At 69.0% G+C, this 24,185-nt stretch carries 30 protein-coding genes and 2 pseudogenes; 19 read left to right on the top strand and 13 right to left on the bottom strand.

The features are described 5' to 3' along the window. The first annotated feature begins 56 nt into the window (after positions 1-56). From K5L49_RS12435 to K5L49_RS12420, 4 genes are all read left to right on the top strand, one after another. Entirely contained in the window at positions 57-785 is a 729-nt protein-coding gene (locus tag K5L49_RS12435) for a YcnI family copper-binding membrane protein (protein ID WP_223693160.1), read from the top strand. Continuing rightward, complete coding sequence (locus tag K5L49_RS12430) at positions 782-1,483, top strand: copper resistance CopC family protein (protein ID WP_223693158.1); 702 nt, start codon at positions 782-784, stop codon at positions 1,481-1,483. The genes K5L49_RS12435 and K5L49_RS12430 overlap by 4 nt, the downstream gene beginning before the upstream one ends. A 347-nt stretch (positions 1,484-1,830) precedes the next feature. Next, positions 1,831-3,018 carry a MarP family serine protease gene (locus tag K5L49_RS12425; protein WP_223693155.1) on the top strand — a complete coding sequence of 396 codons (1,188 nt, stop codon included), beginning with the start codon at positions 1,831-1,833 and terminating at the stop codon, positions 3,016-3,018. A 69-nt stretch (positions 3,019-3,087) separates the two neighbouring features. Then, a complete protein-coding gene (locus tag K5L49_RS12420; protein ID WP_223693154.1) occupies positions 3,088-4,101 on the top strand; it encodes an NADPH:quinone reductase in 1,014 nt (337 codons plus the stop codon). On the opposite strand, the gene K5L49_RS12415 is transcribed toward K5L49_RS12420, so the two are convergent. Next, the gene (locus tag K5L49_RS12415) at positions 4,085-5,332 is read right to left on the bottom strand and encodes an MFS transporter (protein WP_223693152.1); all 1,248 of its coding nucleotides are present in this window, start codon (positions 5,330-5,332) and stop codon (positions 4,085-4,087) included. The genes K5L49_RS12420 and K5L49_RS12415 overlap by 17 nt on opposite strands. An 89-nt stretch (positions 5,333-5,421) precedes the next feature. On the opposite strand from K5L49_RS12415, the gene K5L49_RS12410 reads away from it, so the two are divergent. The 4 genes from K5L49_RS12410 to K5L49_RS12395 are packed head-to-tail and all read left to right on the top strand — an operon-like array spanning position 5,422 to position 7,766. Next, positions 5,422-6,006 carry a TetR/AcrR family transcriptional regulator gene (locus K5L49_RS12410; protein WP_223693150.1) on the top strand — a complete coding sequence of 195 codons (585 nt, stop codon included), beginning with the start codon at positions 5,422-5,424 and terminating at the stop codon, positions 6,004-6,006. A 47-nt stretch (positions 6,007-6,053) separates the two neighbouring features. Further along, a complete protein-coding gene (locus K5L49_RS12405; protein WP_223693149.1) occupies positions 6,054-6,449 on the top strand; it encodes a hypothetical protein in 396 nt (131 codons plus the stop codon). After that, positions 6,409-7,266, top strand: coding sequence for an alpha/beta fold hydrolase (locus K5L49_RS12400; protein WP_223693147.1), 858 nt, complete (start codon positions 6,409-6,411; stop codon positions 7,264-7,266). Before K5L49_RS12405 ends, K5L49_RS12400 begins: the two co-directional genes overlap by 41 nt. Further along, positions 7,263-7,766, top strand: a complete 504-nt coding sequence (locus K5L49_RS12395; RefSeq protein WP_223693145.1) for a DUF6328 family protein — start codon at positions 7,263-7,265, stop codon at positions 7,764-7,766. Before K5L49_RS12400 ends, K5L49_RS12395 begins: the two co-directional genes overlap by 4 nt. Before the next feature lie 3 nt (positions 7,767-7,769). On the opposite strand, the gene K5L49_RS12390 is transcribed toward K5L49_RS12395, so the two are convergent. Next, the gene (locus K5L49_RS12390; protein WP_223693143.1) at positions 7,770-8,477 is read right to left on the bottom strand and encodes a GntR family transcriptional regulator; all 708 of its coding nucleotides are present in this window, start codon (positions 8,475-8,477) and stop codon (positions 7,770-7,772) included. Positions 8,478-8,639: 162 nt separating this feature from the next. On the opposite strand from K5L49_RS12390, the gene K5L49_RS12385 reads away from it, so the two are divergent. Beyond that, the gene (locus K5L49_RS12385; protein WP_223693142.1) at positions 8,640-9,293 is read left to right on the top strand and encodes a GntR family transcriptional regulator; all 654 of its coding nucleotides are present in this window, start codon (positions 8,640-8,642) and stop codon (positions 9,291-9,293) included. 191 nt (positions 9,294-9,484) lie between these two features. Here K5L49_RS12385 and K5L49_RS12380 read toward each other — a convergent pair whose 3' ends face one another. Continuing rightward, positions 9,485-9,835: an L-rhamnose mutarotase gene (locus K5L49_RS12380; RefSeq protein WP_223693140.1), complete on the bottom strand. Its 351-nt coding sequence runs from the start codon at positions 9,833-9,835 to the stop codon at positions 9,485-9,487. Positions 9,836-9,909: 74 nt separating this feature from the next. On the opposite strand from K5L49_RS12380, the gene K5L49_RS12375 reads away from it, so the two are divergent. Together K5L49_RS12375 and K5L49_RS12370 are read left to right on the top strand one after the other, a co-directional pair. Then, complete coding sequence (locus K5L49_RS12375) at positions 9,910-10,764, top strand: fumarylacetoacetate hydrolase family protein (protein ID WP_223693138.1); 855 nt, start codon at positions 9,910-9,912, stop codon at positions 10,762-10,764. A gap of 10 nt (positions 10,765-10,774) precedes the next feature. Next, entirely contained in the window at positions 10,775-11,530 is a 756-nt protein-coding gene (locus K5L49_RS12370) for an SDR family NAD(P)-dependent oxidoreductase (RefSeq protein WP_223693136.1), read from the top strand. 36 nt (positions 11,531-11,566) lie between these two features. On the opposite strand, the gene K5L49_RS12365 is transcribed toward K5L49_RS12370, so the two are convergent. Both K5L49_RS12365 and K5L49_RS12360 read right to left on the bottom strand, forming a co-directional pair. Further along, a complete protein-coding gene (locus K5L49_RS12365; RefSeq protein WP_223693134.1) occupies positions 11,567-11,998 on the bottom strand; it encodes an SRPBCC family protein in 432 nt (143 codons plus the stop codon). Next, positions 11,991-12,320 carry an ArsR/SmtB family transcription factor gene (locus K5L49_RS12360; protein WP_223693132.1) on the bottom strand — a complete coding sequence of 110 codons (330 nt, stop codon included), beginning with the start codon at positions 12,318-12,320 and terminating at the stop codon, positions 11,991-11,993. The genes K5L49_RS12365 and K5L49_RS12360 overlap by 8 nt, the downstream gene beginning before the upstream one ends. A 100-nt stretch (positions 12,321-12,420) precedes the next feature. On the opposite strand from K5L49_RS12360, the gene K5L49_RS12355 reads away from it, so the two are divergent. Beyond that, on the top strand, positions 12,421-12,801 hold the full coding sequence (locus K5L49_RS12355; protein WP_223693130.1) for a nuclear transport factor 2 family protein: 381 nt from the start codon (positions 12,421-12,423) through the stop codon (positions 12,799-12,801). Here K5L49_RS12355 and K5L49_RS12350 read toward each other — a convergent pair. The 4 genes and pseudogenes from K5L49_RS12350 to K5L49_RS12335 form a co-directional block, all read right to left on the bottom strand. Further along, a pseudogene (locus K5L49_RS12350) lies at positions 12,779-14,070 on the bottom strand (enolase C-terminal domain-like protein). The gene K5L49_RS12355 and the pseudogene K5L49_RS12350 sit on opposite strands and share 23 nt — an antisense overlap. 136 nt (positions 14,071-14,206) lie before the next feature. Continuing rightward, a complete protein-coding gene (locus K5L49_RS12345) occupies positions 14,207-14,917 on the bottom strand; it encodes a GntR family transcriptional regulator (protein WP_223693128.1) in 711 nt (236 codons plus the stop codon). A 58-nt stretch (positions 14,918-14,975) separates the two neighbouring features. Further along, positions 14,976-15,983 (bottom strand): aldo/keto reductase, encoded by a 1,008-nt coding sequence (locus K5L49_RS12340; RefSeq protein WP_374107685.1) that lies wholly within the window; start codon positions 15,981-15,983, stop codon positions 14,976-14,978. 14 nt (positions 15,984-15,997) lie between these two features. Then, positions 15,998-17,128 (bottom strand): mandelate racemase/muconate lactonizing enzyme family protein, encoded by a 1,131-nt coding sequence (locus K5L49_RS12335; protein WP_223693127.1) that lies wholly within the window; start codon positions 17,126-17,128, stop codon positions 15,998-16,000. A 130-nt stretch (positions 17,129-17,258) separates the two neighbouring features. On the opposite strand from K5L49_RS12335, the gene K5L49_RS12330 reads away from it, so the two are divergent. The 3 genes from K5L49_RS12330 to K5L49_RS12320 are packed head-to-tail and all read left to right on the top strand — an operon-like array spanning position 17,259 to position 19,173. After that, entirely contained in the window at positions 17,259-18,101 is an 843-nt protein-coding gene (locus K5L49_RS12330) for an amidohydrolase family protein (RefSeq protein ID WP_223693125.1), read from the top strand. 4 nt (positions 18,102-18,105) lie between these two features. Beyond that, positions 18,106-18,333 (top strand): PLDc N-terminal domain-containing protein, encoded by a 228-nt coding sequence (locus K5L49_RS12325; RefSeq protein ID WP_223693124.1) that lies wholly within the window; start codon positions 18,106-18,108, stop codon positions 18,331-18,333. A 24-nt stretch (positions 18,334-18,357) separates the two neighbouring features. Beyond that, positions 18,358-19,173 (top strand): shikimate 5-dehydrogenase, encoded by an 816-nt coding sequence (locus K5L49_RS12320; RefSeq protein WP_223693122.1) that lies wholly within the window; start codon positions 18,358-18,360, stop codon positions 19,171-19,173. Between the two features lie 30 nt (positions 19,174-19,203). Here the strand turns inward: K5L49_RS12320 and K5L49_RS12315 are convergent. Both K5L49_RS12315 and cmtR read right to left on the bottom strand, forming a co-directional pair. After that, positions 19,204-19,862 (bottom strand): annotated as a pseudogene (locus K5L49_RS12315) (cation transporter). After that, positions 19,841-20,164 carry a Cd(II)/Pb(II)-sensing metalloregulatory transcriptional regulator CmtR gene (gene cmtR, locus K5L49_RS12310; protein ID WP_223695297.1) on the bottom strand — a complete coding sequence of 108 codons (324 nt, stop codon included), beginning with the start codon at positions 20,162-20,164 and terminating at the stop codon, positions 19,841-19,843. The pseudogene K5L49_RS12315 and the gene cmtR overlap by 22 nt, the downstream one beginning before the upstream one ends. A gap of 135 nt (positions 20,165-20,299) precedes the next feature. On the opposite strand from cmtR, the gene K5L49_RS12305 reads away from it, so the two are divergent. Then, a complete protein-coding gene (locus K5L49_RS12305) occupies positions 20,300-20,737 on the top strand; it encodes a MarR family winged helix-turn-helix transcriptional regulator (RefSeq protein WP_223693120.1) in 438 nt (145 codons plus the stop codon). A 5-nt stretch (positions 20,738-20,742) separates the two neighbouring features. Here K5L49_RS12305 and K5L49_RS12300 read toward each other — a convergent pair whose 3' ends face one another. Further along, on the bottom strand, positions 20,743-20,955 hold the full coding sequence (locus tag K5L49_RS12300; RefSeq protein ID WP_223693119.1) for a hypothetical protein: 213 nt from the start codon (positions 20,953-20,955) through the stop codon (positions 20,743-20,745). A gap of 104 nt (positions 20,956-21,059) precedes the next feature. Here K5L49_RS12300 and K5L49_RS12295 point away from each other — a divergent pair, with 104 nt between their 5' ends. Continuing rightward, positions 21,060-22,010, top strand: a complete 951-nt coding sequence (locus K5L49_RS12295; RefSeq protein WP_223693116.1) for a MerR family transcriptional regulator — start codon at positions 21,060-21,062, stop codon at positions 22,008-22,010. Between the two features lie 26 nt (positions 22,011-22,036). Continuing rightward, positions 22,037-22,651: a DUF402 domain-containing protein gene (locus K5L49_RS12290; RefSeq protein WP_223693114.1), complete on the top strand. Its 615-nt coding sequence runs from the start codon at positions 22,037-22,039 to the stop codon at positions 22,649-22,651. A 22-nt stretch (positions 22,652-22,673) separates the two neighbouring features. Here K5L49_RS12290 and K5L49_RS12285 read toward each other — a convergent pair whose 3' ends face one another. Then, positions 22,674-23,735: a hypothetical protein gene (locus tag K5L49_RS12285; RefSeq protein ID WP_223693113.1), complete on the bottom strand. Its 1,062-nt coding sequence runs from the start codon at positions 23,733-23,735 to the stop codon at positions 22,674-22,676. A 133-nt stretch (positions 23,736-23,868) separates the two neighbouring features. On the opposite strand from K5L49_RS12285, the gene K5L49_RS12280 reads away from it, so the two are divergent. After that, on the top strand, positions 23,869-24,108 hold the full coding sequence (locus tag K5L49_RS12280) for a hypothetical protein (protein ID WP_223693111.1): 240 nt from the start codon (positions 23,869-23,871) through the stop codon (positions 24,106-24,108). Positions 24,109-24,185: the final 77 nt, after the last annotated feature.

Raw genomic sequence — 24,185 nt, 5'->3', positions numbered from 1 at the left:
CCCTCGCATCCCCTCGGATCATCAGCATCCACGACACTTCTTTCGACAGGACTCTCATGAAGAAAAGCACCATCGCCGCGTCCATCGCGGCAGGAACGACCGCCCTGCTCCTCCTCGCCGCGCCGCTCGCCGCCAGCGCGCACGTGCGCATCGACCCCGACTCCGCGGCGGCCGGCAGCTACGCCACCCTCAGCTTCAAGGTGCCGACCGAGTCGGCCACGGCGGGAACAGTGAAGCTGGTGGTCGACCTCCCGACCGACACGCCGTTCACCTCGGTCACCTACCAGCCACTCGCCGGCTGGACGACGACGGTGGACACCGAGAAGCTGGCCAAGCCGGTGAAGACCGACGACGGAACCATCACCGAAGCCCCGGTGCGCGTCACCTGGACCGCCGACAGCGGCGTGCAGATCGCACCCGGACAGTTCCAGCTGTTCACCATCTCGGCCGGGGCCGTGCCGAACACCGGCCAGGTGCTGCTGCCCGCGCACCAGACGTACTCGGACGGCACCGTCGTGAACTGGGCCGACAAGACCCCGGCCTCAGGCAAAGAGCCGGAGCACCCCGCGCCGACCCTGTACGTGAACGACCCGGTTCCGGCCGGCGAGTCGGCCAACCCGGTCGTCGCGACCACGTCGCCGGCACCGGCGGCGCCCACGGCCGACCCGGCGGCGGATGCGGTCGCCATCGGTCTCGGCATCGGCGGCCTCGCCCTCGGCGCCATCGCGCTCGTGGTCGCCGTCTTCGCGGCGACCCGTCGAAGCCGTGCCAAGGTGGACGCATGAGAAGCCTCCGGGTTCTGACCGCGTCGCTGGCGGCAACCGGCGCCGTGGCGCTCGCACTGCTGCCAGCGGTGGGCGCCTCGGCGCACGACTACCTGGTGAACAGCAGTCCGGCCGCCGACTCCGTCGTCACAGAGCCGCTTCAGCGGGTGACGCTCACCTTCAACGACCGCGTTCTCGACCTGTCAGGCGACGGATCCAGTTCGCTCGTCACGGTGACCGGGCCGGACTCCCGGCATTTCGAGACGGGATGCGCGACCACGGCCGACACCGTGGTCTCGGCTCCGGTCTCGCTGGGCTCCGCCGGCAAATACACGATCACCTACCAGATCGTGTCGGCCGACGGTCACACTGTGTCGAACTCGCTCGGGTTCACCTACCAGCCTCCGGCCGGAACGGTCGCCGCGGCGGGCAGCGATGGAACGGTCTGCGGCAAGAAGGGCGGCGACGCGGTGGCCACCGACACGGCCACGGCGCCGGCCGCGCCGCCGACGGAGACCGCCGGCAGCGCGGCACCCACCCAGCCGTCGGCCGACTCCGGCAACCTCGGCCCGGTGATCGGCATCGCGATCGGCATCGTCGTGCTCGCGATCGCCGGCGTGCTCGTCGTGGTGCTCACCGGCCGCCGCAAACCGCCGACCGCCACCCCCGAAGACCCGCACGACGACGAAGCGGACAAGCGGAACCCCGCCGACGGGTAGCAGCATCTCGATACGTCGACACCGGCCCGGCGTTTCCCCGCGGAGCGCCGGGCCGGCCACACTCACAGGGTCGCGCCGGCGGCGACTTGGCAGCGGAGTGCGCGGAGCGTACGGTCGCCCCATGGACAAAGACGCCCAGAACAAGCACCCTGTCGCGTTCGAGCCGGAACGGCCTCCCGCTCTGCTGCCCGATCCCGCATCCGTCGACGACGGAGACGAGGAAGACGGACGCGTCTGACGCGAGGCCCGTCGGCCTCGTCGGTGTTTGCCCGGCTCTGAGCAAGCGGGCAGCCGACGTTCATGAACGGTTGAGCCTGCGCCCAGGCTGGTGAGGCAGGGTGGCAGGCGTGGAACTCGTGGTCGATGTCGTGCTGGTGGTGCTCGCCGTCATCGCGATCGCCGTCGGCTGGGGGCACGGCGCCATCCGGGCCGCCGGCTCGCTGGTCGGTCTCGGCCTCGGCCTCTGGGGCGGCCTGAGCCTGGCACCGATGGTGGTCGGCTGGCTCGCCGCCGCCGGTTGGGGAAGCGCCACGCAGCGGTCCATCGTCGCCGCCATCGTCATCCTGGCCTGTGCCGCCGTCGCCTATGCGATCGCCGCCGGCCTGGCCACCCTCATCGGCAAGCTCGTGCGCCACGGTCCGGTGCGCTGGCTCGACTCACTGGTCGGCGCCGCGCTCGGCCTGCTCACCTGGGCGGTCGTGGTGTGGCTCGTCGCCGGGTTCGCGCTCGCCACGAACCTCGCTACGGTCGTGCAGGCCGCCGGTTCGTCGAAGGTGGTCGCCGCCCTCGACGCCCTCGCTCCCATCCCTTCGTCGACCGTGGTCGGTGCGGTCGACGACGCCCTCGCCGACGCCGGTCTGCCGAAGGTCTTCGAGAGTGGCGAGGCGATCAAGACCGTGCAGGCCCCCGACCCGTCGGTCCCTGCCGCGGTCGATCGGGCGAAACGGTCGGTGGTCACCGTCCTCGCCTCCAAGCCGGAGTGCGGAGTGGACTCCGAGGGCAGCGGCTGGGTGGTCTCCCAGGGGCGCGTCGTCACGAACGCCCACGTCGTGGCGGGCGCGTCGGCCATCGTCGTGCGCGATCCGTCGACCGATCAGCCCATGCGCGCATCCCTCATCGCCTTCGACCCGGAGCGGGATCTGGCCGTGCTCGACGTGACCGGGCTCACCGCGCCCCCGCTCGAGATCGGCGAAGACCTCTCGACGGGAGACCAGGCGTACGCCGCAGGCTACCCCGGAAACGGCCCGTACACCGTGAGCCCCGAACGCGTGCGCGACCGCATGATCGCCCGAGGAACCGACATCTACCAGAGCGGATCCGTCGACCGCGACATCTACGCGCTGCGCGGTTCGGTTCGGCCCGGCAACTCCGGAGGCCCCCTCCTCGACTCGCAGGGCAAGGTCGTCGGTGTGGTGTTCGCGCGCTCCACCATCGACCCCGACACCGGATACGCGCTCACCCTCGACGAGTTGCGGCCGGTTCTCAACTCGGTCGGCGCCGCACCGATCGGCACCGGCGGCTGCGCCACGGGCTGAGCCCGGCTCGAGGGACATCCGACCCTCTCGAACGGAACAGAGCGGGGCGGGGCGTGGTTGGCTGGAGACATGAAGGCTGTCGCATACACATCAACGGGACCCTCCTCTGTTCTCGCGCTCGAGGAGAGAGACGAGCCGCACGCCGGCGTCGGGGAGGTGCGCGTCCGCATCCACGTCTCGGGCGTCAACCCCACCGATTGGAAGTCGCGGCGCGGCGGCGGCGCAGCGGCGCTGCCCCGGCCTCAGGTTCCGAACCAGGACGGCTCGGGTGTGGTAGACGAGATCGGCCCCGGTGTCACGGCTTTCGCCCCCGGTGACCGCGTCTGGGTGTGGGATGCGGCGTACCAGCGCCCGAACGGAACAGCGCAGGAGCTCGTCGTACTGCCGGTGCGCCAGGTGGTGGCCCTGCCCGACACCGCGGACTTCGACCTCGGCGCCTCCCTCGGTATCCCGGCGCTCACCGCGCATCGCACGCTGACCACGCACGAGCTCGGCCCTCGAGAGCTCACCCCCGGTTCCCTCTCCGGTCGCACCGTGCTCGTCGCGGGAGGCGCAGGCGCGGTCGGGCATGCAGCAATCCAGCTCGCGGTGTGGGCGGGCGCCACCGTCGTGTCCACCGTCAGCAGCCCGGCGAAGGCCCGTCTCGCCGAGGCCGCCGGCGCCCACCACGTCGTCGACTATCGCGACACGGATGCGGCCGAGGCCATCGGCGCTCTCGCCCCGCGCGGCATCGACATCATCGTGGAGGTGAACCCGGGCGCCAACGCCGAGCTCGACGTGCGGGTGGCCGCCGCGGACGCCACCATCGCGATCTACGCCGACTCGCCCGCCGCCCTCGCCGTCCCCGTTCGTCCCAGCATGACGAAGAACCTGCGGTACCAGTTCGTCCTCACCTACACCACCCCTGCCGAGGCGAAGGACGCAGCGGTACGTGCCGTCACGGCCGCCGTCGCGGACGGAGCCCTGCCGGTGGGCGCGGCGCACGGGCTTCCGATCACGCGGTTTCCGCTCAGCGAGACGGCTGCGGCCCACGACGCCGTCGAGAACGGCCTCGTCGGCAAGGCCCTCATCGACCTGCCGTGAGCGGGCGCGGCCTGGTCAGCATGAGCTGAGCGACGATCGCGACAATCGCCACGACGCCGATCACACCGGCGTACCAGGCCACCGTCGGAACGAGGCCGACCACGGCGATCAGCTCTCCCGCCACGAGTGCCGGCAATCCGTAGGCCAGGTAGTTCACGAGGTAGACACCCGCGAACAGTTCGGCCCGCTGCTCGGCTGGGGCAAGCGGCGCCAGGATGCGCATCACCGCCGAGAAGGCCGCCCCGAATCCGACGCCGCCCACCGCCGACGCCGCAAAGAGGAGCCAGAGCGCATCTCCGGTGACCGAGACCACCGTCAACCCGACGCCCACCAGGATGGCGACGGTGCCGCCGATCGTCGACAGTCGCGCCGGGTACCGGCTCAGCAACAGTCCGGCCGCTGCGCCTGTCGCGGGTGCGAGCCCGACGACCGCGCCGTTCACAAGACCGCTCTCCAGGTGGAAGACGCCGCGCACGATGGAGGGCGCGAGTCCGATGAACAGGCCGGAGAGCATCCACGCCGCCGCGAGCAGCGGCAGCGCTCCGACGAACTCGCGCCGTGCCGCCTGCGGGATCATCAGGCGCGGGATGAGCGACCGCACCGCACCCGGACGCCGTTCGACGGTCTCGTGCGACCCCACCACGACGAGCAGCCCGGCCGCGAACACGAGCACGAGTGCCGAGAAGATCCACACCGTCGGCTGTGCCGCGAACTGCACCACGACGCCGGTGACGATCGCGCCGAGCGCGATGCCGCCGATCGGTGCTGTGCTGCCGATGACCGCGCCGAGCTTCTTGTGCCGTTCGGGCGCGAGCTCGACGAGCGAGGCGGAGAAGGTGGCCATCGCGGCTCCGGTTCCCACGCCCTGCACGGCACGCGCGACGACGATCCAGCCGATGTCCTGCGCGAACAGGAAGAGCAGCATCGCCGCGGCTTCGAGCGCGAGCGCGGCGATCAGCACCGGGCGCCGGCCGATGTGGTCGGACAACGAGCCGGCGATCAGCAGCGTCACCAGGAGTGTGACCGCGTAGATCGCGAAGGCGACGGTGAGCATCGCGTCGGCGAACCCCCACTCGTGCTGGTAGAGCACGAACAGCGGGCTGGGGGCTCCCACCGAGAACGCGACCGCCACGAACGCCAACGCAGAGCCGACGAAGGCGGCCATCGGCCGCAGGCCGCGCCGGGTCGAGTGGAGGGCGGGGAGCGAGCCGGTCTCTTCGAGCGTGATCATCAGTTCTCCTAAAGCAAAAATCGTTGCTTTAGGGATGCTAGACCCGTCAACCCTACAAAAGCAACAGTTTTTGCTTTAAGCTGGGCGACATGGAAACACCGACCACCTCATCGAAGAGGACGGGCGGCCGCAGCGCCGCGGTCATCCACAATGTGCGCACCGCCGTCGAAGAGCTCGTCAAGGAGCGCGGCAGCGAACGCGTCACCGTTCCGATGATCGCCGAGCGCGCCGGCGTCAACCCGACGAGCATCTACCGCCGCTGGGGCGATCTCCCCACCCTGCTCAACGACATCGCCACCTACCGGCTCGACCCGGAGCGCCCCCTGCCCGAGAGCGGAACCCTGCAGGGCGACCTCACCGCCTGGGCGAGCGAGATCGTGCGGCACTACGGCAAGCCGGTCAATGCCGCGCTGCTCCGCGGCGGCGCCGCCAATGCCGGCGAGCGCACCTCCGACTGCCTGCGCAACCGTCACGCGGAGGCGACGATGTTCGTGGCGCGGGCGGATGCGGTGGGCGTCACCCCCGACGACATCGTCGACCACGTGGTCGCCCCCATCATCTACCGCGTCATCTTCCAGCCCTGGACCCTCACCGAGCACACGGCGGCCGATCTCGTCGGGCGTCTCTTCGCCACGATCCCTTCCAGCGCACGCGGTGTCGGGGGCGCTTCGTAGCCTGTGAGTGCAGCGGGCCGGGCTGCGAACCCGAACGGAGGAGAGCAGTGGCCCCGTGGCATCCCGTCGCCGACGCGCAACCGGCCGAATGGCTGCTCCGTCAGAACCCGACCGACGTGCCTTACGCGGTGGTGCGACGGTTCGTGTTCGGCGATCCGAGACGGCCGGAGGTCTGGTTCCGCGTCGTCACCGGCGCACCGCGCTCGACCGACCGTGAGCTGATCGGGTGGTGCCGCACATTGGAGGCGGCGGCCGCCGCCGGTTGGGACCATCGCTGCGCCGAAGAGTCGTGGCGCCGCCACCTGGCCTCCAGCGGATCGAATTCCGCCGCGCCGACCCGGGTGAGGCCGGCCGCCGCCGAGATGGTGCGGTTCTACCGCGCGGCATTGCGGCGTCGGCCAAGTGCGGGCACCATGGAGCGCAGACCCTCCGGGAGGCAGTGATGGCCGAGACGATCAGCGCCGACGGCAGTTCGATCAATTTCGAGAGCGCCGGGCGAGGCCCGGTGCTCGTCGTGGTCGGCGGCGCGTTCAACACGCGACACTCGCCGGGTGGCCTCGTTCCACTGCTCACCGACCGTCTCACGGTCGTCACCTTCGACCGACGCGGCCGAGGCGACAGCACCGACGCCTCCGCATCCACCCCGGGGAGGGCGGGTTCCCTCTTCCCGACACCTCCGACCATCCCGGCGCGATCGCCCGTGAAGTGGCGGATGTGCGTGCGGTGGTCGACGCCGTCGGCGGGCGGGCGATGCTCTACGGCCACTCCTCCGGCGCCGCCCTCGCCCTGGCGGCGGCGGCCGGCACGACCGCGATCACCCGTGTCGTCGGATACGAGCCCCCCTATTCCACCGAGGGTCCACGCGGAGCGGAGTCAGGCGGCATGACGCAGACCGTGCTGAGGGCCCTCGCCGCCGCAGACCGCGATGCGGCCGCACGCGCCTTTCTCGCCGGAACGGGCGCCGACGTGGATGCCATGGCCGGCCAGCCCTGGTGGCCGGGCCTGGTCGCGCTGGCGAACACCCTTCCCTACGATCTCGCGCTCACCGACGACGGCCCGCCCTCCGCGACGCTGGCGCGCATCGAAGCCCCTGTGCTGCTGCTCGTCGGCGGCGACAGCGCGCCGTGGGCCCGGGATGCGGCCGCCGAGGCCGCCCGCAGCATCCCGCAGGTCAGCACCCGGGTCCTTCCCGGCCAGACCCACAATGTCGCCGACAACGCACTCTCCCCCGTGCTGCTCGAGTTCCTGCTGGGCGCATGAGCGAACCGTTCGCCGACGCCGATCCCGCCGACGGCCGCACCGAGACCGCGACGCAGCGCGCGGACCGCAACTGGTCGGAGATCCTCCAGGAGCTGCGCGTCACCCAGACCGGGACGCAGATCATCAGCGGCTTTCTGCTGGCCATCGTTTTTCAGCAGCGGTTCACGCAACTCGACTCGTTCCAGGTGGCCTTCTATCTGGTGCTCGTGCTGATGGCCGCCTCCTGCACGGCTCTCGGTCTCGCGCCGGTGGCGCTGCATCGAGAGCTCTTCCGCCACCACGACAAGACGCAGACCGTCTCCATTGCGAATCGCCTACTGCGTGCGACGCTCGTCCTGGTGGCCATGCTGACCGCCGGGGTCGTCTTCTTCGTCTTCGACGTGACCGTCAATCGGGCCGCCGCGTTCATCGCCGGGGTGGCCGTCGTGCTGGTTCTGGTCGTGCTCCTCGTCGTGTTTCCGCGCTCGGTGCTCGCCAGGCTGCGCCGACGGGAACTCTGAGGTTCAGCCGGCGATCACGACAGAGTCGGGTTTGGCAGCTGCGTCGTCGGTCACCCGGGCGGCGATCTCGTCGAGCATGGCGAGCATCAGGCCCGGCGCGCGGGCATCGTGCGCGCTCAGGGCGCGGGTGAACGCTGTCAGCCCGTCGATGTGGACCGCGGATGCCGCCCCGGGACACAGGTTGAGGTAGCGCAGCACCCGCAGCTGCACCGATTCGAGGGTTTCGGCGAGTATCCGGTTGCGCAGGGTGGCGAGCACGAGCGACAGGACCCGGCGGAACATCTCGACCGGGTCGGGTCGCGGGTCGCGCTCGAGCCGCGCTCCGAGAAGATCGAAGTCGAGGTCGTCATCGGCCGTCGCGTCGCGCAGGACTGCGTCGACGGCATCCGGGGCGAGCTGGCGCAGAATGGTGACCGCGTCGCCGACCTCGGTGAGATCGAGCGGGGCCACCAGAGTGAACCGATTGGGGGCCGTCGTCACGAGGCCGACCATCGCCAATCGGCTCAGCGCTTCGCGCACCGGAGTGCGCGAGACTCTCAGCCACGAGGTGAGCTCCGCGTCTTTGAGACGGGCGCCGGGCGCGAGCGCACCGACGAGGATGCGCTCCAGCAGCACCTCGTAGACGTCGTTTCGCAGCAGCCGCCTGTCGACGGAGAGTGCGGTCGACCGGAGCGGGCGGGCGGTGATCGGATGTGCGTCGTCGAATATCATGCCTGCGTCTTTCGCGATGGTTCTCTGTCGCGGCGGTGGAGGCCGCCTTCTGACCGGATACCCGATTCACGGTCGGAAGCTGAATCTTAAACATACTGTGTGATATATGTTTAGCCTAGCATTAGCGTCGGCATCCCTCAACCCGAACCGAAAGGGCTCCTCATGCCCATGCCCTCCACCGATCACGTCCCACGCATCTCCCTCTCAGACGAGGCGTATGCGCGTATCGAGACCGCGATCCTCGACGGCGCCCTCGCACCCACCGAACGGCTCCGTGACCAAGACCTGGTCGACTGGCTCGGCATCTCCCGCACCCCGATCCGGCACGCCCTCGATCGGCTCGCCGAGCACGGACTCGTCGAGATGCAGCGCAACCGCTACACCCGGGTCGCACCATTCGACATCGCCGGCGTGCGCGGCGCGCTCGAAGTCGCAGGAGACCTCTGGTCGGGCGCCGTACGTCGCGGGCTACCCCTCTGGCATGGGGATGATGTCGACTCACTGATCGAGTCCTTCGGCCTCATGGAGGCCACCGAAGACGACCTCCCCACGTTCGTGAGGATCTTCGAGCACCTGGTCACCGCGTGCGTTCGTCTCGAAGGCAACCCCGCCCGGCTGCGGGCCCTCGCGAATGTGATCCCCCACGTGCATCGGCTGGCCCGCATGGTGACGGTCGCGGGAACGATGGACTCCGACCGCCTCCGGAGGTTCGTCGACGACGTCAACGCCGCCATCCGCGAGCGCGACGCCCCGGCTGCGGCAGACCACATCGACCACTACATCGCACGGCTCGCGGCGGCGATGTCCACCTCCTGAGCGCTTCTCCCCTCCGGGCCCCCACGGTGCTCGAAGATCCGTGCCTGCCCGGATGCCCGGGCTCGGCCGGCCCCGTACTTTGGAGACAAGATCTTCGACTGGGGGAACAACGGGGATCGGGGGAGACGAGGGCTGGCGCGGAGAGATCCGCTGCCGGCCCTTGGTCGTTCCGGCGCTCCCAGAGGTCGCTGCTACGTGGTCGGCGGCGCAAGAGTCGCGCCCCGCTGCCGGCCGAGGCTCCAGACCTGGCCGAGCATCAGACCCGACGAGCCGGATCCGGTCGTCGCGAAGTGATCCACGAACCGGCCGATGAAGGCCTGCCAGCGCTGGTCGGCGGGGTCGCCGCTGAGCGCATCCATCGCCGCCACGAAGTCGTCGCATTCGACGAGGTGGAACAGGTCGCGCCCGCTGCGCCAGATCGTCCACTCGTGGATGCCGACCCGGTCGAAGGTGTCGACGAGCTCGAGCGGAACCGTGGAATGGGCCTCGTCGTAGCCGGCCTCGTGACCGTCTCGAAGCACGGAGTGCAGGGCGATGCGCATGGTCCTCCTCCTAGATGGCTGGAATGCTATAGGAAATAGTAATAGGGTTTCTTTGACGAGTGAAAGGACCCTCGATGCGATTCATGCGTCTCGGCGACGCCGGCGCCGAGATCCCGGCCCTGGCCGACGATGACGGAACCTGGGATCTGCGGTCGCTGACCGCCGACATCGACGGCGCGTTCCTCGCCTCCGGCGGCCTCGAGCGGGCCGCGGCCGCCCGCGCTGCCGGCGAGCTGCCCGCCCTCGACCCGACCGGACGGCGCGTCGGGGCCCCGATCGCTCGCCCAACGGCCGTGATCTGCATCGGGATGAACTACGCGGCGCACGCGCGCGAATCCGGCTCAGAACCGCCGAGCGACATCGTGGTCTTCTACAAGCATCCGAACACGGTGGTCGGTCCATTCGACGACATACTGCTGCCGCCCGGATCGCAGAAGACCGATTGGGAGGTCGAGCTCGCGGCGGTGATCGGCCGCCGAGCCCGCTATCTCTCGTCGCCGGCGGAAGCGCTCGAGGCCATCGCCGGGTTCGCCGTCGCCAACGACGTGTCGGAGCGCGAGTTCCAGATCGAGCGGTCGGGCGGGCAATGGAGCAAAGGCAAGAGCTTCGAGACATTCAATCCGCTCGGGCCCTGGCTCGTGCCCGCCGCCGTGGTGGGCGACGGGTCGGGGCTTCGCATCCACTCCCGCGTCAACGGCGAACCGCGGCAAGACTCGACGACGAGCGACCTGATCTTCGGTGTCGCCGAAATCGTCTACCGCCTCAGCCAATTCACCGTGCTGGAGCCGGGCGACCTGATCAACACGGGAACGCCGGAAGGGGTCGGCCTCTCCGGTCGGTTCCCCTATCTCGGCACCGGAGACGTCGTCGAACTCGGCATCGACGGACTCGGTGCGCAGCGCTCGACAGTGCGCGCCGCCACGAAATGAGGAGCCTCGCATGACGCAGAATTTCGCAGGACTCGTCGCCGCCGTCACCGGCGGCGCATCCGGACTGGGCAAGGCGATCGCCGACGAGCTGAACGCCCGCGGTGCGCGCGTGTACTGCCTCGACCTCGACGCGGGGGTGGTCTCGGCGCCGCACACCGGTATCCGGTGCGACATCGGCGACGACGAGAGCGTCCGCGCCGCGATCGCAGCCGTGGTGGCGGACGCCGGACAACTGGACATTCTCATCGCCAATGCGGGCATCGGCGCGCAGGGCGATGTGGAAGCGAACGACGATGCCGAGTGGATGCGCGTGCTCAACGTCAACGTGATCGGTTCCGCCCGCACGATCCGGCACGCGATGCCGCACCTGCGCCGGTCGCAGGCGGCGGCCGTCGTGCTGACGAGTTCGATCGCCGCCTGGACGGGGTTGCCGCAACGCGTGCTCTATTCGGCGTCGAAGGGCGCCATCTCGGCCATGACCCTGGCCATCGCCACCGATTGCCTGCCGCTCGGGATCCGCGTGAACGCCGTCGCCCCCGGCACGGCCGATACGCCCTGGGTGGGGCGTCTGCTCGACAGTGCCACCGATCCCGAGGCCGAGCGCGCCGCGCTCGAGGCCCGCCAGCCGAGCGGCCGGCTCGTGCAGCCACAGGAAGTCGCCGAAGCCGTCGCGTACCTCGCCTCCCCCACTTCGGGCAGCACGAACGGGGTGGTCCTCGCCGTCGACGGGGGCATGCACACGCTGCGGGCTCGCCCGCAGCAGTGACGCCGGCGCACGGACGTGCAATCGACAAGGCCTCCGTCAGGGAAGCGGTCGCCAGGTGTCGACGGGCGCGATCGCGCCCTCGGCCACGAGCTGAAGACGCGGCAGGAAGTGACGCCAGCCGTGCTCATGCCCAGCGAGCCGAACCTCGGGTAGGCCGCTGTGGATCAGATCCACGCGGGTTCCCTGCGGCGTGGCCGTGAGGTCGAATCGCACCTGAGACGACCCCACAGGGAGTTCTGCGCTCCCGGCCACGCCCCAGGAGACCACGACGTAGAGTGGCCGGACGATCTCCACGAAGCGACCCCGGATCGGCGACCCGGCGATATCGACGTGGAACACTCCGCCGGGGCGCGGATCGAGAACGGCGTGCTCGCCCATCCAGGTCGTCATCCCCTCAGAAGTCACGAGGTAGTCGAACACATGCTCCGGGGTGGCGTCGATCGTGATCGACGCCTGGAACTCAGCCATCGGTGCCCCTCTTCCCCGCCTCCACCGCGTCGCGGAGCGCACTGAGCTTGGCGGGCCAGAAGTCGTCGAGGTAGGCCCGTGCCGCCGCGAATCCGTCGCTGTCGACAGCGAAAAGGTGCCGCGTTCCGGCCCGGGTCTCGGCGACGAGGCCTGCCGATCGGAGCACCCGGAGGTGGTGCGAGGTCACCTGTTGTGAGAGCCCGAGTTCGCCGGCGATCTCGCCGACCGGCCGCGGAGCCGTGCGGACGACTGCCAGGATCGCCCGCCGATTCGTGTCGGCCAGGGCACGCAGGGCCTGGTCAAGGGCGGCGTCAGCGGTCATCGTTCTCCTGTGTTCGGGACGACTCCCTTTTTATCACAGATCAGTGCTTGTACAAAGATTCGTTTGTGTTCTACGCTGAGCCCGACCGAAAGGAGACGCCATGACCGCCATCGACGTCGACACCATCGCCCGCTCCTACATCGAGGCCGTCGGCCGGCACGACCTGGCCGCTCTCGACGACCTCCTCGGTGACGATGCCGTCGCCGCCTTCGCGGGCGCACCGCTGGACAAGACCGGCTGGATCGCCGCACTGCGCCGACTACTGCCGGCCCTCCTCCGCAACGAGATCCGCGAGATCTTCGTCGACGGCGACCGGGCCTGCGTCGTCTATGACTTCGTGACCGACACCGAAGCGGGTGCTGTCCGCTGTGTCGAACTTCTCACCGTGACCGACGGCCGCATCCGGAGCATCGAGCTGGTGCTCGACCGGGTGGCTTTCGCGCCCGTGAACCAGGCGCTCAGCGCGTTGCAGGCTCCGTGAACAGGTTGCCGGCCAGCGAAGCCGGCAGCATCTCCATGCCCGTTCCAGGGGTGAGCGGGGCGCGATAGCGGCCGCCGTGCACTTCCACCGGGGCGACGAAATGCTCGTGCAGGTGTTTCGTGTACTCGATCATCCGGCCCTCGGCACTCCCCGAAACGGCCACGAAGTCGACCATTGAGAAGTGCTGCACCGCCTCGCACAGACCCACGCCACCGGCATGCGGACAGACCGGAACGCCGAACTTGGCCGCCAGCAGCAGAATCGCCAGATTCTCATTCACCCCGGCCACCCGGGTGGAATCGATCTGCACGATCGAGGCGGCCTCGGCCTGAAGCAGCTGCTTGAACAGCACCCGGTTCATCCCGTGCTCCCCCGTTGCGATCGGCACCGGTACCACCGCGCGAGCGATCGCCGCATGGGCGAGAACGTCGTCGGGGCTCGTCGGCTCTTCGACCCAGGCGAGATCGAATTGCTCGAGGGCGCTGATCCAGTCGATGGCCTGGTCGCGGTCCCAGCGCTGGTTGGCGTCGATCGCGATGCGGATGTCGGGGCCGACCGTGTCGCGGGCGATGCTCAGGCGACGGATGTCGTCGTCGAGATTGTCCCCCACCTTCAGCTTGATCTGCCCGAAACCCTCCTCGACGGCCTCGCGCGCGAGACGGCGGAGCTTGTCGTCGGGTAGCCGAGCCAGCCCGGGGTCGTCGTGTAGGCCGGGTAGCCGTCGGCGAGCAGTATCCGCTCGCGCTCGGCGCGACCGGGCTCGGCCTCGCGCAGAATGGTCAGCGCTTCCTCACGGGTGAGAGCATCGCTCAGGTAGCGGAAGTCGACGAGGTCGACGAGTTCTTCCGGCGACATTCGCGACAGCAGCTGCCAGAGCGGCAGCCCGGCTCGTTTCGCCTTCAGATCCCAGAAGGCGTTCACCACGGCGCCGATGGCCATGTGCATGACGCCCTTCTCCGGGCCGAGCCAGCGCAGCTGGGAGTCGTAGACGAACTCGCGCCAGAAGCCGCCCAGGTCGGCGAGGATTTCTTCAACGTCGCGACCGAGAACCCGGTGGGCGACGGCGTCGATCGCCGCGGTCTGCACATCATTGCCCCGGCCGATGGTGAACACGAAGGCGTGGCCCTCGAATCCGTCGGCGGAGTCGGTGGTGATGCGCAGATAGGCGGTCGAATAGTCGGGGTCGGGGTTCATCGCATCGGACCCGTCGAGCAGAGCCGACGTCTCGAATCTCACGTCGAGCGTCTCGAAACCTGTGACTCTGCTCACTCGCTGCCCTCTTTCTTACCGGATGAACGTTCAGCAATATCCTATTGGATATAGCCAGTGGCCGCCATCCCTCCCAGCGGGTACGACAGAACATCCCGTTTCTTCGCGAACGGGATGTCTCACCGAGGGCGCCCTCTCAGTGGGCGTCGGGCGCGTCGAGGCTCGAGGAGATGCGGGTGTACGAGGTGCTGATGTGGTCGAGCATCGCCTGTTCGGCAGCCACCGCATCCCCCCGACGGAGCGCCTCGAGCACCGCTTCGTGTTCGACGGCCGTGTCATCGACCACGCCGTGCTTGAAGTAGAGGCGGTACTGGTGCATATGCGAGCGGAGGCGCGCGATCGCATCCGAGAGCAGCGCATTGCCCGAGTGCTCGGCGATGATGCGGTGGAAGGCCGCATCCTGATCGGCGAAATCGCGGTAGTCCTTGAACCGGTCTTCGCCGCTCTGCGCCGCCTCACCGCTGCGATGCATGTCTTCGCAGAGCCGTTCGAGCTCGTCGAGGTTCTCCTCGGTGAGCTCCCCCACCGCGTTCCGAGTGGCGAACGGCTCCATCAGCCGACGCATCTCGAAGAGCTGACGCAGACCTTCGCTGTCGAGCAGAGGCGCCGCGGTGTACCCCTTGAGAGCGCGTTTGACGACGAGACCCTCCGACTCCAGGCGGGCAAGGGCCTCGCGCACCGGGGTTGGGGACACATTCAGCTGGCGTGCGATCCCGTCGATGCTTGCCCGGCTGCCCGGCTGGATCACCTGATCCATCAGCAGGGCGAGCACCGCGTCGTAGACGTCGTCGGCCAGCGCCCGCCGGGCGGGGAGGAAGTGTTCGCCGGATTCGGGTTCGATGCTCATGAAAACAGAGTAAGTGCACGGGGAGGCAACGAAGAGGATAGAGGGTAGAGGATCCGGGTCACGACTCGCCGCCGCCCGCCCCTCCGAGCAGACCCGCCTCGCCCAGCTCGTCCCAGAGTTCGTCGGGAACCGCCTCATCGGCCAGGCTCGCATTGCGCCGGATCTGGGCGGCCGAGTCCGCCCCCAGCACGATGGTGGCGACCGCCGGATGCCGCAGTGGGAACTGCACGGCGAGCTGAGGCACGGTGGCACCGTAGCCGTCGGCGATGTCGGCGATCCGCTCGACGCGCTCGCGGAGGGCAGCGGACGCCTCCCCGTATTCGAAGGTCGCCTCCATCCGAGGTCGCTCGGTCGCGAGAATGCCGGAGTTGAACACGGCCGCAACCGCCACCGACACCCCCCGCGCCTCGGCAGCCGGAAGGAGATCCCCTTCCGCCCCCTGATCGAGCAGGGTGTAACGGCCGGCGCACATCACGATGTCGAGGTCGGTGCGCTCCACGAACCGCGTCAACATGGCCGACTGGTTCATCCCGGCGCCGTAGGAACGGATCACACCCTGCGACCGCAGCTCCTCCAGCGCAGGAAAGGCGCCGTCGAGCGCATCCTGTTCGTGCTCATCGGGGTCGTGCACGAACAGTACGTCGATGCGGTCGAGCCCGAGACGGATCAGACTGTCCTCCACCGAACGCAGAACCCCGTCGCGGGAGAAGTCGAAGCGGCGGCGGCGGCTCGACGGCACATCGAACAGGTTCTCGATGTCTGACTGCCCCGGCCGGTAATCGGGGTTCGGCTCCAGCAGACGGCCGACCTTCGTCGAGAGCACGAAGGCGTCGCGCGGGTATTCGCGCAGCCCGACGCCGAGGCGCTCCTCGGAAAGGCCGAGGCCGTAGTGCGGGGCCGTGTCGAAGGAGCGGATGCCCGCCGCCCAGGCCGCGGGGATGCATTCCCGCCAGGTGTCGTCGGGCAGCGCCCGGTAGAGGTTGCCGAGTGCGGCCACGCCGTACCCGACCGGGCCGACGGTGAGACCCGCTCGTCCGTAGGGGCGGGGTTCGTTCAGCGTGGTCATGTCTCTCATTCTGGTCACAGCACCCTCAACCGGTCGACGGCGTCGAGATCCCACTCGATGCCGAGGCCGGGCGCGGTCGGGGCGACGCCGTGACCGTCCGTGATGGTCATCTCCGCGGCGGTCACGGCGCGGAGCTGCGGGATGTGCTCCAGATAGAGCGCGTTGGGAACCGCGCAGGTGAGCGACACATGCAGTTCCATCAGGAAGTGTGGCGCCACCGCCACATTGAACGACTCGGCGAGGTGCGCCACCTTCAGCCAGGGGGTGATACCGCCGATGCGGGCGACATCCACCTGCACGATCGACGCCGCCCCGGCCTGCAGGTATTCGCGGAACTGTCCGATCGAGTAGAGGCTCTCACCCACGGCGATGGGCAAGCTCGTCGATTCGGCGAGTCGCCGGTGGCCGGCCACATCGTCGGCCGGCAGGGGCTCTTCGAACCAGAAGATGTCGAGCGGCTCGAACAGCGCCGCCCGCCGCATGGCTTCTGCCGCCGTCATCGACTGGTTCGCGTCGATCATGATGTCCATTCCCGGGCCCACCGCCTCGCGCACGGCTGTCAACCGTTCCAGGTCTTCGTGGCCGCGCGGCTTCCCGACCTTGATCTTGACCCCGCCGAGCCCGCGCGCCAGCGATTCGACCGCCTGCGCCACCAGCTCGTCGGTGTCGAAGTGCAGCCACCCGCCCTCCGTGTCGTAGAGGGGGATGCTCGGACGCGCACCACCGGCGGCGACCCAGAGGGGCAGACCCGCGGCCGTGCACCGCGCATCCCAGACCGCGGTGTCGACGGCGGCCAACGCGAGCGAGGTGATCGCACCGACGGTCGTCGCCCGCGTCGACGAGAACAGGGCCCGCCACACGGCCTCGGGCCGATCAGCATCCAACCCGATCAGTGCGTCGAGGAGCCCGGAGCGCAGCAGCGCGATGACCGCGGCCCCGCCGGTGCCGATCGTGTAGCTGTAGCCGAGACCTTCTCCCCCGCCGGCGGTGCGGATGCGCACGAAGATCGTCTCCTGCTTGAGGAACGACTGCACCGCATCGGTGCGAACCGTCTCCACCTCCAGGTCGCTCAGCCATGCCTCCGCGCTGACGATCGTGCTGTCGCGCTCGAGACGGGAGCGGGTGTCGGTCGGAGCGACGGTCATCTGTGCTTCTTTCACCGTGGTTCGGTTCATCACCGGCCGCGGAACCCGTGGCCGAATCTGCCTATTGCCTATAGGATATGCAGAAGCTTTAGGCCCCGCAATCGATGCGAACACGACGGAGAATCTCGAAGTGGCACTGACGGTCGACGCCCACCTGCACCTCTGGGATCTCGACAGGGTCGAGTATCCCTGGATCACGGCCGACCTGGGCGCCCTCCACCGCACCTTCACCTTCGCCGAGGTGGAGCCGCAGTTGGACAACGCCGGCATCGACCGGGTGATCCTGGTGCAGGCCGCGAATTCCATCGAGGATTCCGCAGCCATGTTCGCTGTGGCCGAGGAGAACGACCGGGTGGCCGGCGTGGTCGCCTGGGTCGACCTGCTCGACCCGGCGCGCACCGCGACGCAACTCGACCAGTGGGCGGCTCATCCCGCACTGGTGGGGGTACGGCACCTCATCCACGACGAGCCCGACCCCGACTGGCTGGCCCGGGATGCGGTGCGCGCAAGCCTCGCCGAGCTCGCCCGACGGGGGCTCGTGTTCGACATCGTGGGGATCCTCCCCCGCCACCTCGAGCTCGCGCTGGCCATCGCCGGCGAGCTTCCCGAGCTGCGGCTCGTCATCGACCATCTCGGCACACCTCCGATCGGCGACGCCGACGCGGAGCCGTGGGCGGGCCTGCTGACCGGGCTGGCCACCCATCCGAACGTGGCCGTGAAGCTCTCCGGTCTCACCACGCTCGGGCCCGACGCACCGGCCGGCCCGGACCGTCTCCGCCCGTATGTGAACCACGTTCTGGAAGCGTTCGGCGCGGGGCGCGTGCTGTTCGGCGGCGACTGGCCGGTCTCCACCGCGGCCGGGAACTATGCGCAAACCCAGGCGACCGCTGCCGAGCTCGTCGCCTCGCTCTCCCCCTCCGAGCGTGCCGATGTGTTCGGAGGTGCGGCAGACAGGGCGTACCGCTTAAGCTGAGCGCATGGACACGCTGGGGGTTGTTCTCGTCGCGATCGGGGTCGCGGCCGGGGTCGTCTATCTGACGGTGCTCGTGATCGCCTTCGTGCAGGTGTTCCGCGATCGCGAGATGGCGTGGGCCACCCAGTTGGTCTGGCTGCTCAGCATCCTGGCGCTGCCGGTCGGGGGCACCATCGCCTGGTTCGCCGTCGGGCACCGCACCAAGGAGTTCGAGCGCGCGCTCATGCGCTGAGTTCGGTGCTGAGAAGATGGGCGCATGCCCATCCTGAACAAGGACATGCAGGTGTGCATGTCACTGGCGGCCCGGCCGAGCAACATCGGAACCCGGTTCCACAACTTCCTCTACGACGAGCTCGGTCTGAACTTCCTCTATAAGGCGTTCACGACGACCGACCTGGAAGGGGCGGTGCGGGGGATCCGCGCCCTCGGCATCCGCGGATGCTCGGTGTCGATGCCGTTCAAAGAGGCGATCATCCCGCTGGTCGACGTGATGGAGCCGTCGGCCCTCGCGATCGAATCGGTGAACACGGTGGTCAACGACGCGGGTGTGCTCACGGCCTCCAACACCGACTACGAAGCGGTGGCCGAGTTGCTTCGGGATCGGCGGGTGGACTCCTCGCAGAGCGTGCTACTTCGCGGTTCGGGCGGGATGGCCAAGGCCGTCGTGGCCGCCTTCCGCGGCGCCGGCTTCGCCGACCTCACCATCGTGGCCCGCAATCCCGGCGCGGGTGCGTCCCTGGCCGACCGGTACGGCTACGAGTGGGTCGAACGCGACCCTGAGCCGAGCTTCGACATCGTCGTCAACGTGACACCGTTGGGGATGCGCGGCGACGCCGAATCGCAGCTCGCTTTCGCTCCTGAGCACATCGAGCGGGCCTCCACAGTCTTCGACGTCGTCGCCTTCCCCTCGGAGACGCCGCTCATCGCGGCCGGCCGGGCCGGCGGGAAGCAGCTCATCACGGGCGCTGAGGTGATAGCCCTCCAAGCGGCGCGGCAATTCGAACGGTACACCGGCGTCGCCCTCACGGCCGACCAGGTGGCCCGAGCCTCAGAGTTCTCGCGCTCCGAATAGTTTCCGGAAGGTCTCGTCGGGCGCCCGCCGTCAGCCCGCCTCCTCGTTCAGCATGCCGACCGAGGTGGCGCAGGCGTCGCCCTTCCAGGCCTCCACCCCTTCACGCACGGCGAAGGCGGCGATCACGAGGGCCGCGACGGCGTCGGCCCACCCCCAGCCGAGAAGCGCGTTCAGCAGGAGCCCCCGAGAACCGAGGCGGAGAGGTAGGTGCAGAACAGGGTCTGCTTCGAGTCGGCGACCGCGGTGGCCGACCCGAGCTCGGTGCCGGCCCGCCGCTCCGCCAGCGAGAGGAAAGGCATCACCACGACACTGAGGGCGGTGATAGCGATGCCGAGAGGGCTGTGCTCCACCTCGATTCCACCGAGCAGTGCGAGCACGGCACTGACCGAGACATAGGCGGCGAGCGCGAAGAAGGCCACCGCGATCACACGCAGGGTGGGTTTCTCGTACCGCTCCGGGTCACGGCGGCTGAACTGCCAGGCCACGGCCGCCGCCGAGAGCACCTCGATCACCGAGTCGAGCCCGAATCCGAGCAGTGCCGCCGACGAGGCCCCGGCGCCCGCCGCCAGTGCGACGACGGCCTCGATGAGGTTGTACCCGATCGTGAAGGCGACGATCAGCCGGATGCGGCGCTGCAGCACCGCCCGGCGCTCGCCTGTCAGCGCGGTCACGACCGCGCGCCGCAGCATCCCGCGACCGTGCAGTCCACGTCGAGGCAGTCGGCGGATTCGTCGACCATGAGAGCGACGCCCACCAGGTCGGTGAGTGCTCGGGCGAGGTGCGGGTCGGCGATCTCGTACCGCGTCTGCCGCCCTTCGGGCAGGCCGACCACGATGCCGCAGTCGCGCAGGCAGCTCAGGTGGTTCGACACGTTCTGCCGGGTGAGCCCGAGATCCGTGGCGAGCGCGGCGGGGTACGTCGGCGCGTCGAGCAGGGTCATCAGGATGCGCGAGCGGGTGGCATCCGCCATCGCGCGCCCCAGACGGTTCATCACGTCGAGGCGGGAGGCCAGCGAACGTTCGGGTCGGAGGTCGAGTTCGATCACGCGGTCGATAGTACAGTCGTCGCTGTATTAAGTCGAGTGCCGTCTCCGGCCCGAACTGCGGTCGCTCGGTAGACTGACACCATGTCGGATGACCTGCTCGCCCTCGAGAATCAGGTCTGCTTCGGCCTCGCGGTCGCCGCACGCAGCGTGATCGCCCTTTACCGGCCCGTGCTCGAACCGCTCGGGCTGACGCATCCGCAGTACCTGGTGATGCTCGCCCTCTGGGAACGCGACCCGCGCTCGGTGAAAGACCTGAGCGAAGCCCTCCAGCTCGAACCGGCGACCCTCTCCCCCCTGCTCAAACGCCTGGAGACCACCGGGTATGTCGAACGCAAACGCAGTACCAGCGACGAACGATCCCTCGAGGTGACGCTCACCACCGCCGGCCGGGCTCTGCGGCGCCAGGCCGAGAGCATCCCTCACACCATCGTCGAGCGGCTGGGTCTGCCGCTCACGGAGCTGGAGGGCCTGCGCGAGAGTCTGCACGCGATCATCGGCGCTGCGACCCGAACCTCCTGAGGGGGTTACGCGGGGCAGATCAGTCGCGTCGCGTCGCGTTGACCATCGGAGCGCGCCACCGTGTGCACTGTCATCGGACGGCCGCAGATGGGGCAGGGCGCCGCTGCCGAACGGATGTCGGGGCCTTCGGGATGCCCGGCACCCAATTGGGCGGGGCCGGCCACCCGAATGAGGGAGACGTTGACCCGCGTGTACCAGTTCAGGAAACGTCCGGCCATCACTCTCTCCTCAATTCGTTAGTGCACTAACTATCATAGCTCCCCTTCCTGAGCCCTTGCGCTTGACCCGTGGGTCAAGGTTTACGCTGTGGGCGGAGGTCGCCATGCAGATCAGTGAACTCGCCGAGCGCGCCGGCGTGACGGTGAAGGCCGTTCGCTACTACGAGAGCCTGGGGCTCGTCGTGCCCGAGCGGCTCCCGAACGGGTACCGCGAGTACAGCGACGACCATCTGCGTGCCGTCGCCGAGATCCGGAAGCTCGCCGCCTCCGGAATCGCGCCGAGCCGGGCCACCCCGTTCATCGAATGTCTCGACACCGGGCACGAGCACAGCGACGAATGCCCGGCCTCCCTTGCCGCTTACCGCGCCGGCATCGCCGAACTCGACCGCACGATCGCCGAACTCACCGCCCGACGCGACCTGCTCGCCGGCCGCCTCGACGAAAGCGCTTCCCGTGGGTTCCCGACCGCGCCGCCCGAGCCGACCCGACCGGCCGACTTCACGAGGCTCCCCTCGAACCTTCCCCGACCGCACGACGACGGAGCCGCCGATCACCTGCCGGGACTGCCGATCCCGCCACTGGCACTCCCCACCTCCGATGGCGGCCGGATCGACCTCGCCCGGCTCGGCCGGGGCCGCACCATCGTCTACCTCTACCCCCTCACCGGCAGGCCGGGCGTCGACCTGCCCGACGGCTGGGACGCGATCCCGGGGGCCCGTGGATGCTCGACGGAGGCCTGCGACTTCCGCGACCAGTACGACGACCTGCGCGCGGCCGGTGTCGACGCCGTCTACGGATTCTCGAGCCAGCAGGTGGACTACCAGCACGAGGTCGTCGAGCGCCTGCAGCTGCCTTTCCCCATGATCTCGGACGAACGGCACGAACTCGCCGACGCCCTCAGCCTCCCCACTTTCGAGGCCGGCGGGATGCGCCTCTACAGCCGTCTGACTCTGGTGCTCCGCGAGGGCACGATCGAGCACGCGTTCTACCCGATCTTCCCGCCGAACACGCACGCGCAGCAGGTGCTCCGCTGGCTCTCGGCACATCCGCTCTAGAGTGCGTCTGCCCTAAGCTTCTGCGCATGCCGCAACACCGCACCGCCCTCCTCCGCTGGATCTCCGACGACCGCATCAGCAGTGCGTACGAGCACTACGTGCTGGAAGACTCGAACCGCTGCATCGCGCTCTGGCAGCCGGCCGGAACCGTCGGACGCATCGCGCTCGGCGAACGCGGCGGCCCGCGCGGCCGCAACATGGTCCCCGACGGGTGGAATGGTAGCTACGTCGAGCGCATTTGGACGGGCGACGGCGTGCTGCGGGTCCACATCCCGGGTCAGCCCTGGTCGACCTGGCGCTGGTTCACGGCCGACGGATGGACGCAGCACTCCTACGTGAACCTCGAGTCGCCGTGGCTTCGCACGCCGATCGGGTTCGACACCGCCGACTGGATCCTCGACGTGATCGCCGAACCCGATGGCAGCCACACCCTCAAAGACGAGGACGAGCTGGCGTGGGCAGGCGAGACCGGAAAGTTCGACGCCGAACGGCTGGCCGAGGTGGAGGCCGCGCGGCAGGGCGCGATCGACGCGGTCGACGCACACTCCTTCCCGTTCGACGCCGACTGGGATGCGTGGGGTCCCCTGCCCAGCGCCCCTCTCCCTCTCGCGCACGAATGGGAGTCCCACCCGCTTCCGTGAGCCCGGGCGGGATCCCGAGCCGCTACTTCCAGCCGACCGAGTCGAAGATCGCCGTCGTGTCGGTGAAACCGACGACGGATCCCTCGACTTTCGCGTCGAGGGGCGAGTCCGTTGTCAGATTTCCACTCTCGCCGGTGGCAGCGATGCTGTAGTTCGCGCTGAACGTCACCGTTCCCGGTGTGCTCGATCCGAGCGGCCAGCAGCCACCGGCGCTCCCATCCATCATGTACTCCGTGCGGCATCCGAAGTCCCACTCGCCGAGCGTGAGCGTCGGCCTCGTCAACACCGTCCACGAGCCGTTCGTCCAGGTCTCGCCGGCAGCCGGACCGTTCTTCAGTCCGAACGAACAGTTGGAGGGTTGGGGCACTGTGCTCGCGGCGCACGCGTCGAGCCAGGCGTTCCCCGCAGCGATCGCGGCGTCTTTGCCTTTCTGAGTCAGGGCCGCGGCCACCTGAACCTTCTGGGTGCCGCCGAACCCGGGAACACGGAATGTCGTGCCGTCGAGAGTGAACCACGGGCTCGTGGTGGAGACATCGAGTTCATACTGCCCCGGAAAGACGTGCAGCTCGCGCATGACGCCCTTCCAGCCGAGGGGCACACCGGCGACGGTCGCGTCGAGGCGGCCGGGGGCGCCGAGTGTGACGCTCGCCTGGTTCAGCGTCACCGGCTTGAGCTTCCAATTCTCGATGCCGGCGAGGCCGAGCGGCGATCCGGCCCCGCGCACGAGGGTGAATCCGGCCTTGCTCGTTCCGCTCTTCTGCGTGATCTCAGCCTCGACCGTTGCCGTCGAGCCGCTCGTCTGCGTTCCGAGGATGCGGTAGCCGGTGATCCGGTCGCCCACGTTCGCGTACGCCTTGTTCGTGAGCAGCACCTCGTCGGAGCGCGACGGAGTTCCGTCGAGTTTCATCGCGCCCTCGACATCCCCATTCTTCACGTCGGCCAGGTAGGCGGAGACCTGCGTTGCCGGCGCCGTGGCCGCCTGCGCCTGAAGCACCAGCACCAATGCGGTGACCCCGACGCCGAGACAGAGCGCGGTAAGGAACGCGCCGACCCCGATCCACAGCGACGCCCTCGACTTCGACATTCCGATCCTTCCCCCCACCGAACTGCTGCACGGGAATCATACCGACGGATGACGGCACCCCGACCGCGGGTGGATGCCCTTCTCCCGCTCGACGTCTTGACTAGAACAGTCGGCCACCGAGGGGAGCACCACCATGACGACGCTGAACCACCACCTTCCTTTGACCGGAGCGGTTCCGCAGGTCACGCGAGCGCGGGGGGCGTTCGCTGTGATCGCCGAGAACGCCTACCTTCGGCTGTTCACGGCACTCGTCATCGTCGCGGCTGGTGCCGTAGCACTCACGCTGGGGATCGCACTACTGCTCGACGTAGTCGTGCCACTGTTCTTCAGCAACGAGATCCACGCACTGGCCGCGCTCTTCCCGCAGGCGTAGGGTCACGCCTGCCAGATGCGCGCGCTCCTTCGTGAGTGAGGCAGGCCGGAGCGGAGCTAGCGGAATCGTCGCCCACT

Origin of the sequence: Leifsonia poae, assembly GCF_020009625.1 — a bacterium.
Lineage (GTDB): Bacteria > Actinomycetota > Actinomycetes > Actinomycetales > Microbacteriaceae > Leifsonia > Leifsonia poae_A.
The sequence above is the reverse complement of the archived record's forward strand: the minus strand, read 5'-3'. Positions and strand labels throughout refer to the sequence as shown.

Excerpts from the sequence above, each read along its gene's own strand:
- K5L49_RS12295 (WP_223693116.1), top strand. The coding sequence starts at position 21,060 with ATGCAGATCAGTGAACTCGCCGAGCGCGCCGGCGTGACGGTGAAGGCC.
- K5L49_RS12290 (WP_223693114.1), top strand. The coding sequence starts at position 22,037 with ATGCCGCAACACCGCACCGCCCTCCTCCGCTGGATCTCCGACGACCGC.
- K5L49_RS12305 (WP_223693120.1), top strand. The coding sequence starts at position 20,300 with ATGTCGGATGACCTGCTCGCCCTCGAGAATCAGGTCTGCTTCGGCCTC.
- K5L49_RS12430 (WP_223693158.1), top strand. The coding sequence starts at position 782 with ATGAGAAGCCTCCGGGTTCTGACCGCGTCGCTGGCGGCAACCGGCGCC.
- K5L49_RS12380 (WP_223693140.1), bottom strand. The coding sequence starts at position 9,835 with ATGCGCATCGCCCTGCACTCCGTGCTTCGAGACGGTCACGAGGCCGGC.
- K5L49_RS12395 (WP_223693145.1), top strand. The coding sequence starts at position 7,263 with ATGAGCGAACCGTTCGCCGACGCCGATCCCGCCGACGGCCGCACCGAG.
- K5L49_RS12320 (WP_223693122.1), top strand. The coding sequence starts at position 18,358 with ATGCCCATCCTGAACAAGGACATGCAGGTGTGCATGTCACTGGCGGCC.
- K5L49_RS12335 (WP_223693127.1), bottom strand. The coding sequence starts at position 17,128 with ATGACCGTCGCTCCGACCGACACCCGCTCCCGTCTCGAGCGCGACAGC.
- K5L49_RS12325 (WP_223693124.1), top strand. The coding sequence starts at position 18,106 with ATGGACACGCTGGGGGTTGTTCTCGTCGCGATCGGGGTCGCGGCCGGG.
- K5L49_RS12370 (WP_223693136.1), top strand. The coding sequence starts at position 10,775 with ATGACGCAGAATTTCGCAGGACTCGTCGCCGCCGTCACCGGCGGCGCA.
- K5L49_RS12355 (WP_223693130.1), top strand. The coding sequence starts at position 12,421 with ATGACCGCCATCGACGTCGACACCATCGCCCGCTCCTACATCGAGGCC.
- K5L49_RS12420 (WP_223693154.1), top strand. The coding sequence starts at position 3,088 with ATGAAGGCTGTCGCATACACATCAACGGGACCCTCCTCTGTTCTCGCG.
- K5L49_RS12375 (WP_223693138.1), top strand. The coding sequence starts at position 9,910 with ATGCGATTCATGCGTCTCGGCGACGCCGGCGCCGAGATCCCGGCCCTG.
- cmtR (WP_223695297.1), bottom strand. The coding sequence starts at position 20,164 with ATGAACCGTCTGGGGCGCGCGATGGCGGATGCCACCCGCTCGCGCATC.
- K5L49_RS12345 (WP_223693128.1), bottom strand. The coding sequence starts at position 14,917 with ATGAGCATCGAACCCGAATCCGGCGAACACTTCCTCCCCGCCCGGCGG.
- K5L49_RS12280 (WP_223693111.1), top strand. The coding sequence starts at position 23,869 with ATGACGACGCTGAACCACCACCTTCCTTTGACCGGAGCGGTTCCGCAG.
- K5L49_RS12285 (WP_223693113.1), bottom strand. The coding sequence starts at position 23,735 with ATGTCGAAGTCGAGGGCGTCGCTGTGGATCGGGGTCGGCGCGTTCCTT.
- K5L49_RS12390 (WP_223693143.1), bottom strand. The coding sequence starts at position 8,477 with ATGATATTCGACGACGCACATCCGATCACCGCCCGCCCGCTCCGGTCG.
- K5L49_RS12360 (WP_223693132.1), bottom strand. The coding sequence starts at position 12,320 with ATGACCGCTGACGCCGCCCTTGACCAGGCCCTGCGTGCCCTGGCCGAC.
- K5L49_RS12365 (WP_223693134.1), bottom strand. The coding sequence starts at position 11,998 with ATGGCTGAGTTCCAGGCGTCGATCACGATCGACGCCACCCCGGAGCAT.
- K5L49_RS12435 (WP_223693160.1), top strand. The coding sequence starts at position 57 with ATGAAGAAAAGCACCATCGCCGCGTCCATCGCGGCAGGAACGACCGCC.
- K5L49_RS12300 (WP_223693119.1), bottom strand. The coding sequence starts at position 20,955 with ATGGCCGGACGTTTCCTGAACTGGTACACGCGGGTCAACGTCTCCCTC.
- K5L49_RS12340 (WP_374107685.1), bottom strand. The coding sequence starts at position 15,983 with ATGACCACGCTGAACGAACCCCGCCCCTACGGACGAGCGGGTCTCACC.
- K5L49_RS12410 (WP_223693150.1), top strand. The coding sequence starts at position 5,422 with ATGGAAACACCGACCACCTCATCGAAGAGGACGGGCGGCCGCAGCGCC.
- K5L49_RS12385 (WP_223693142.1), top strand. The coding sequence starts at position 8,640 with ATGCCCATGCCCTCCACCGATCACGTCCCACGCATCTCCCTCTCAGAC.
- K5L49_RS12415 (WP_223693152.1), bottom strand. The coding sequence starts at position 5,332 with ATGATCACGCTCGAAGAGACCGGCTCGCTCCCCGCCCTCCACTCGACC.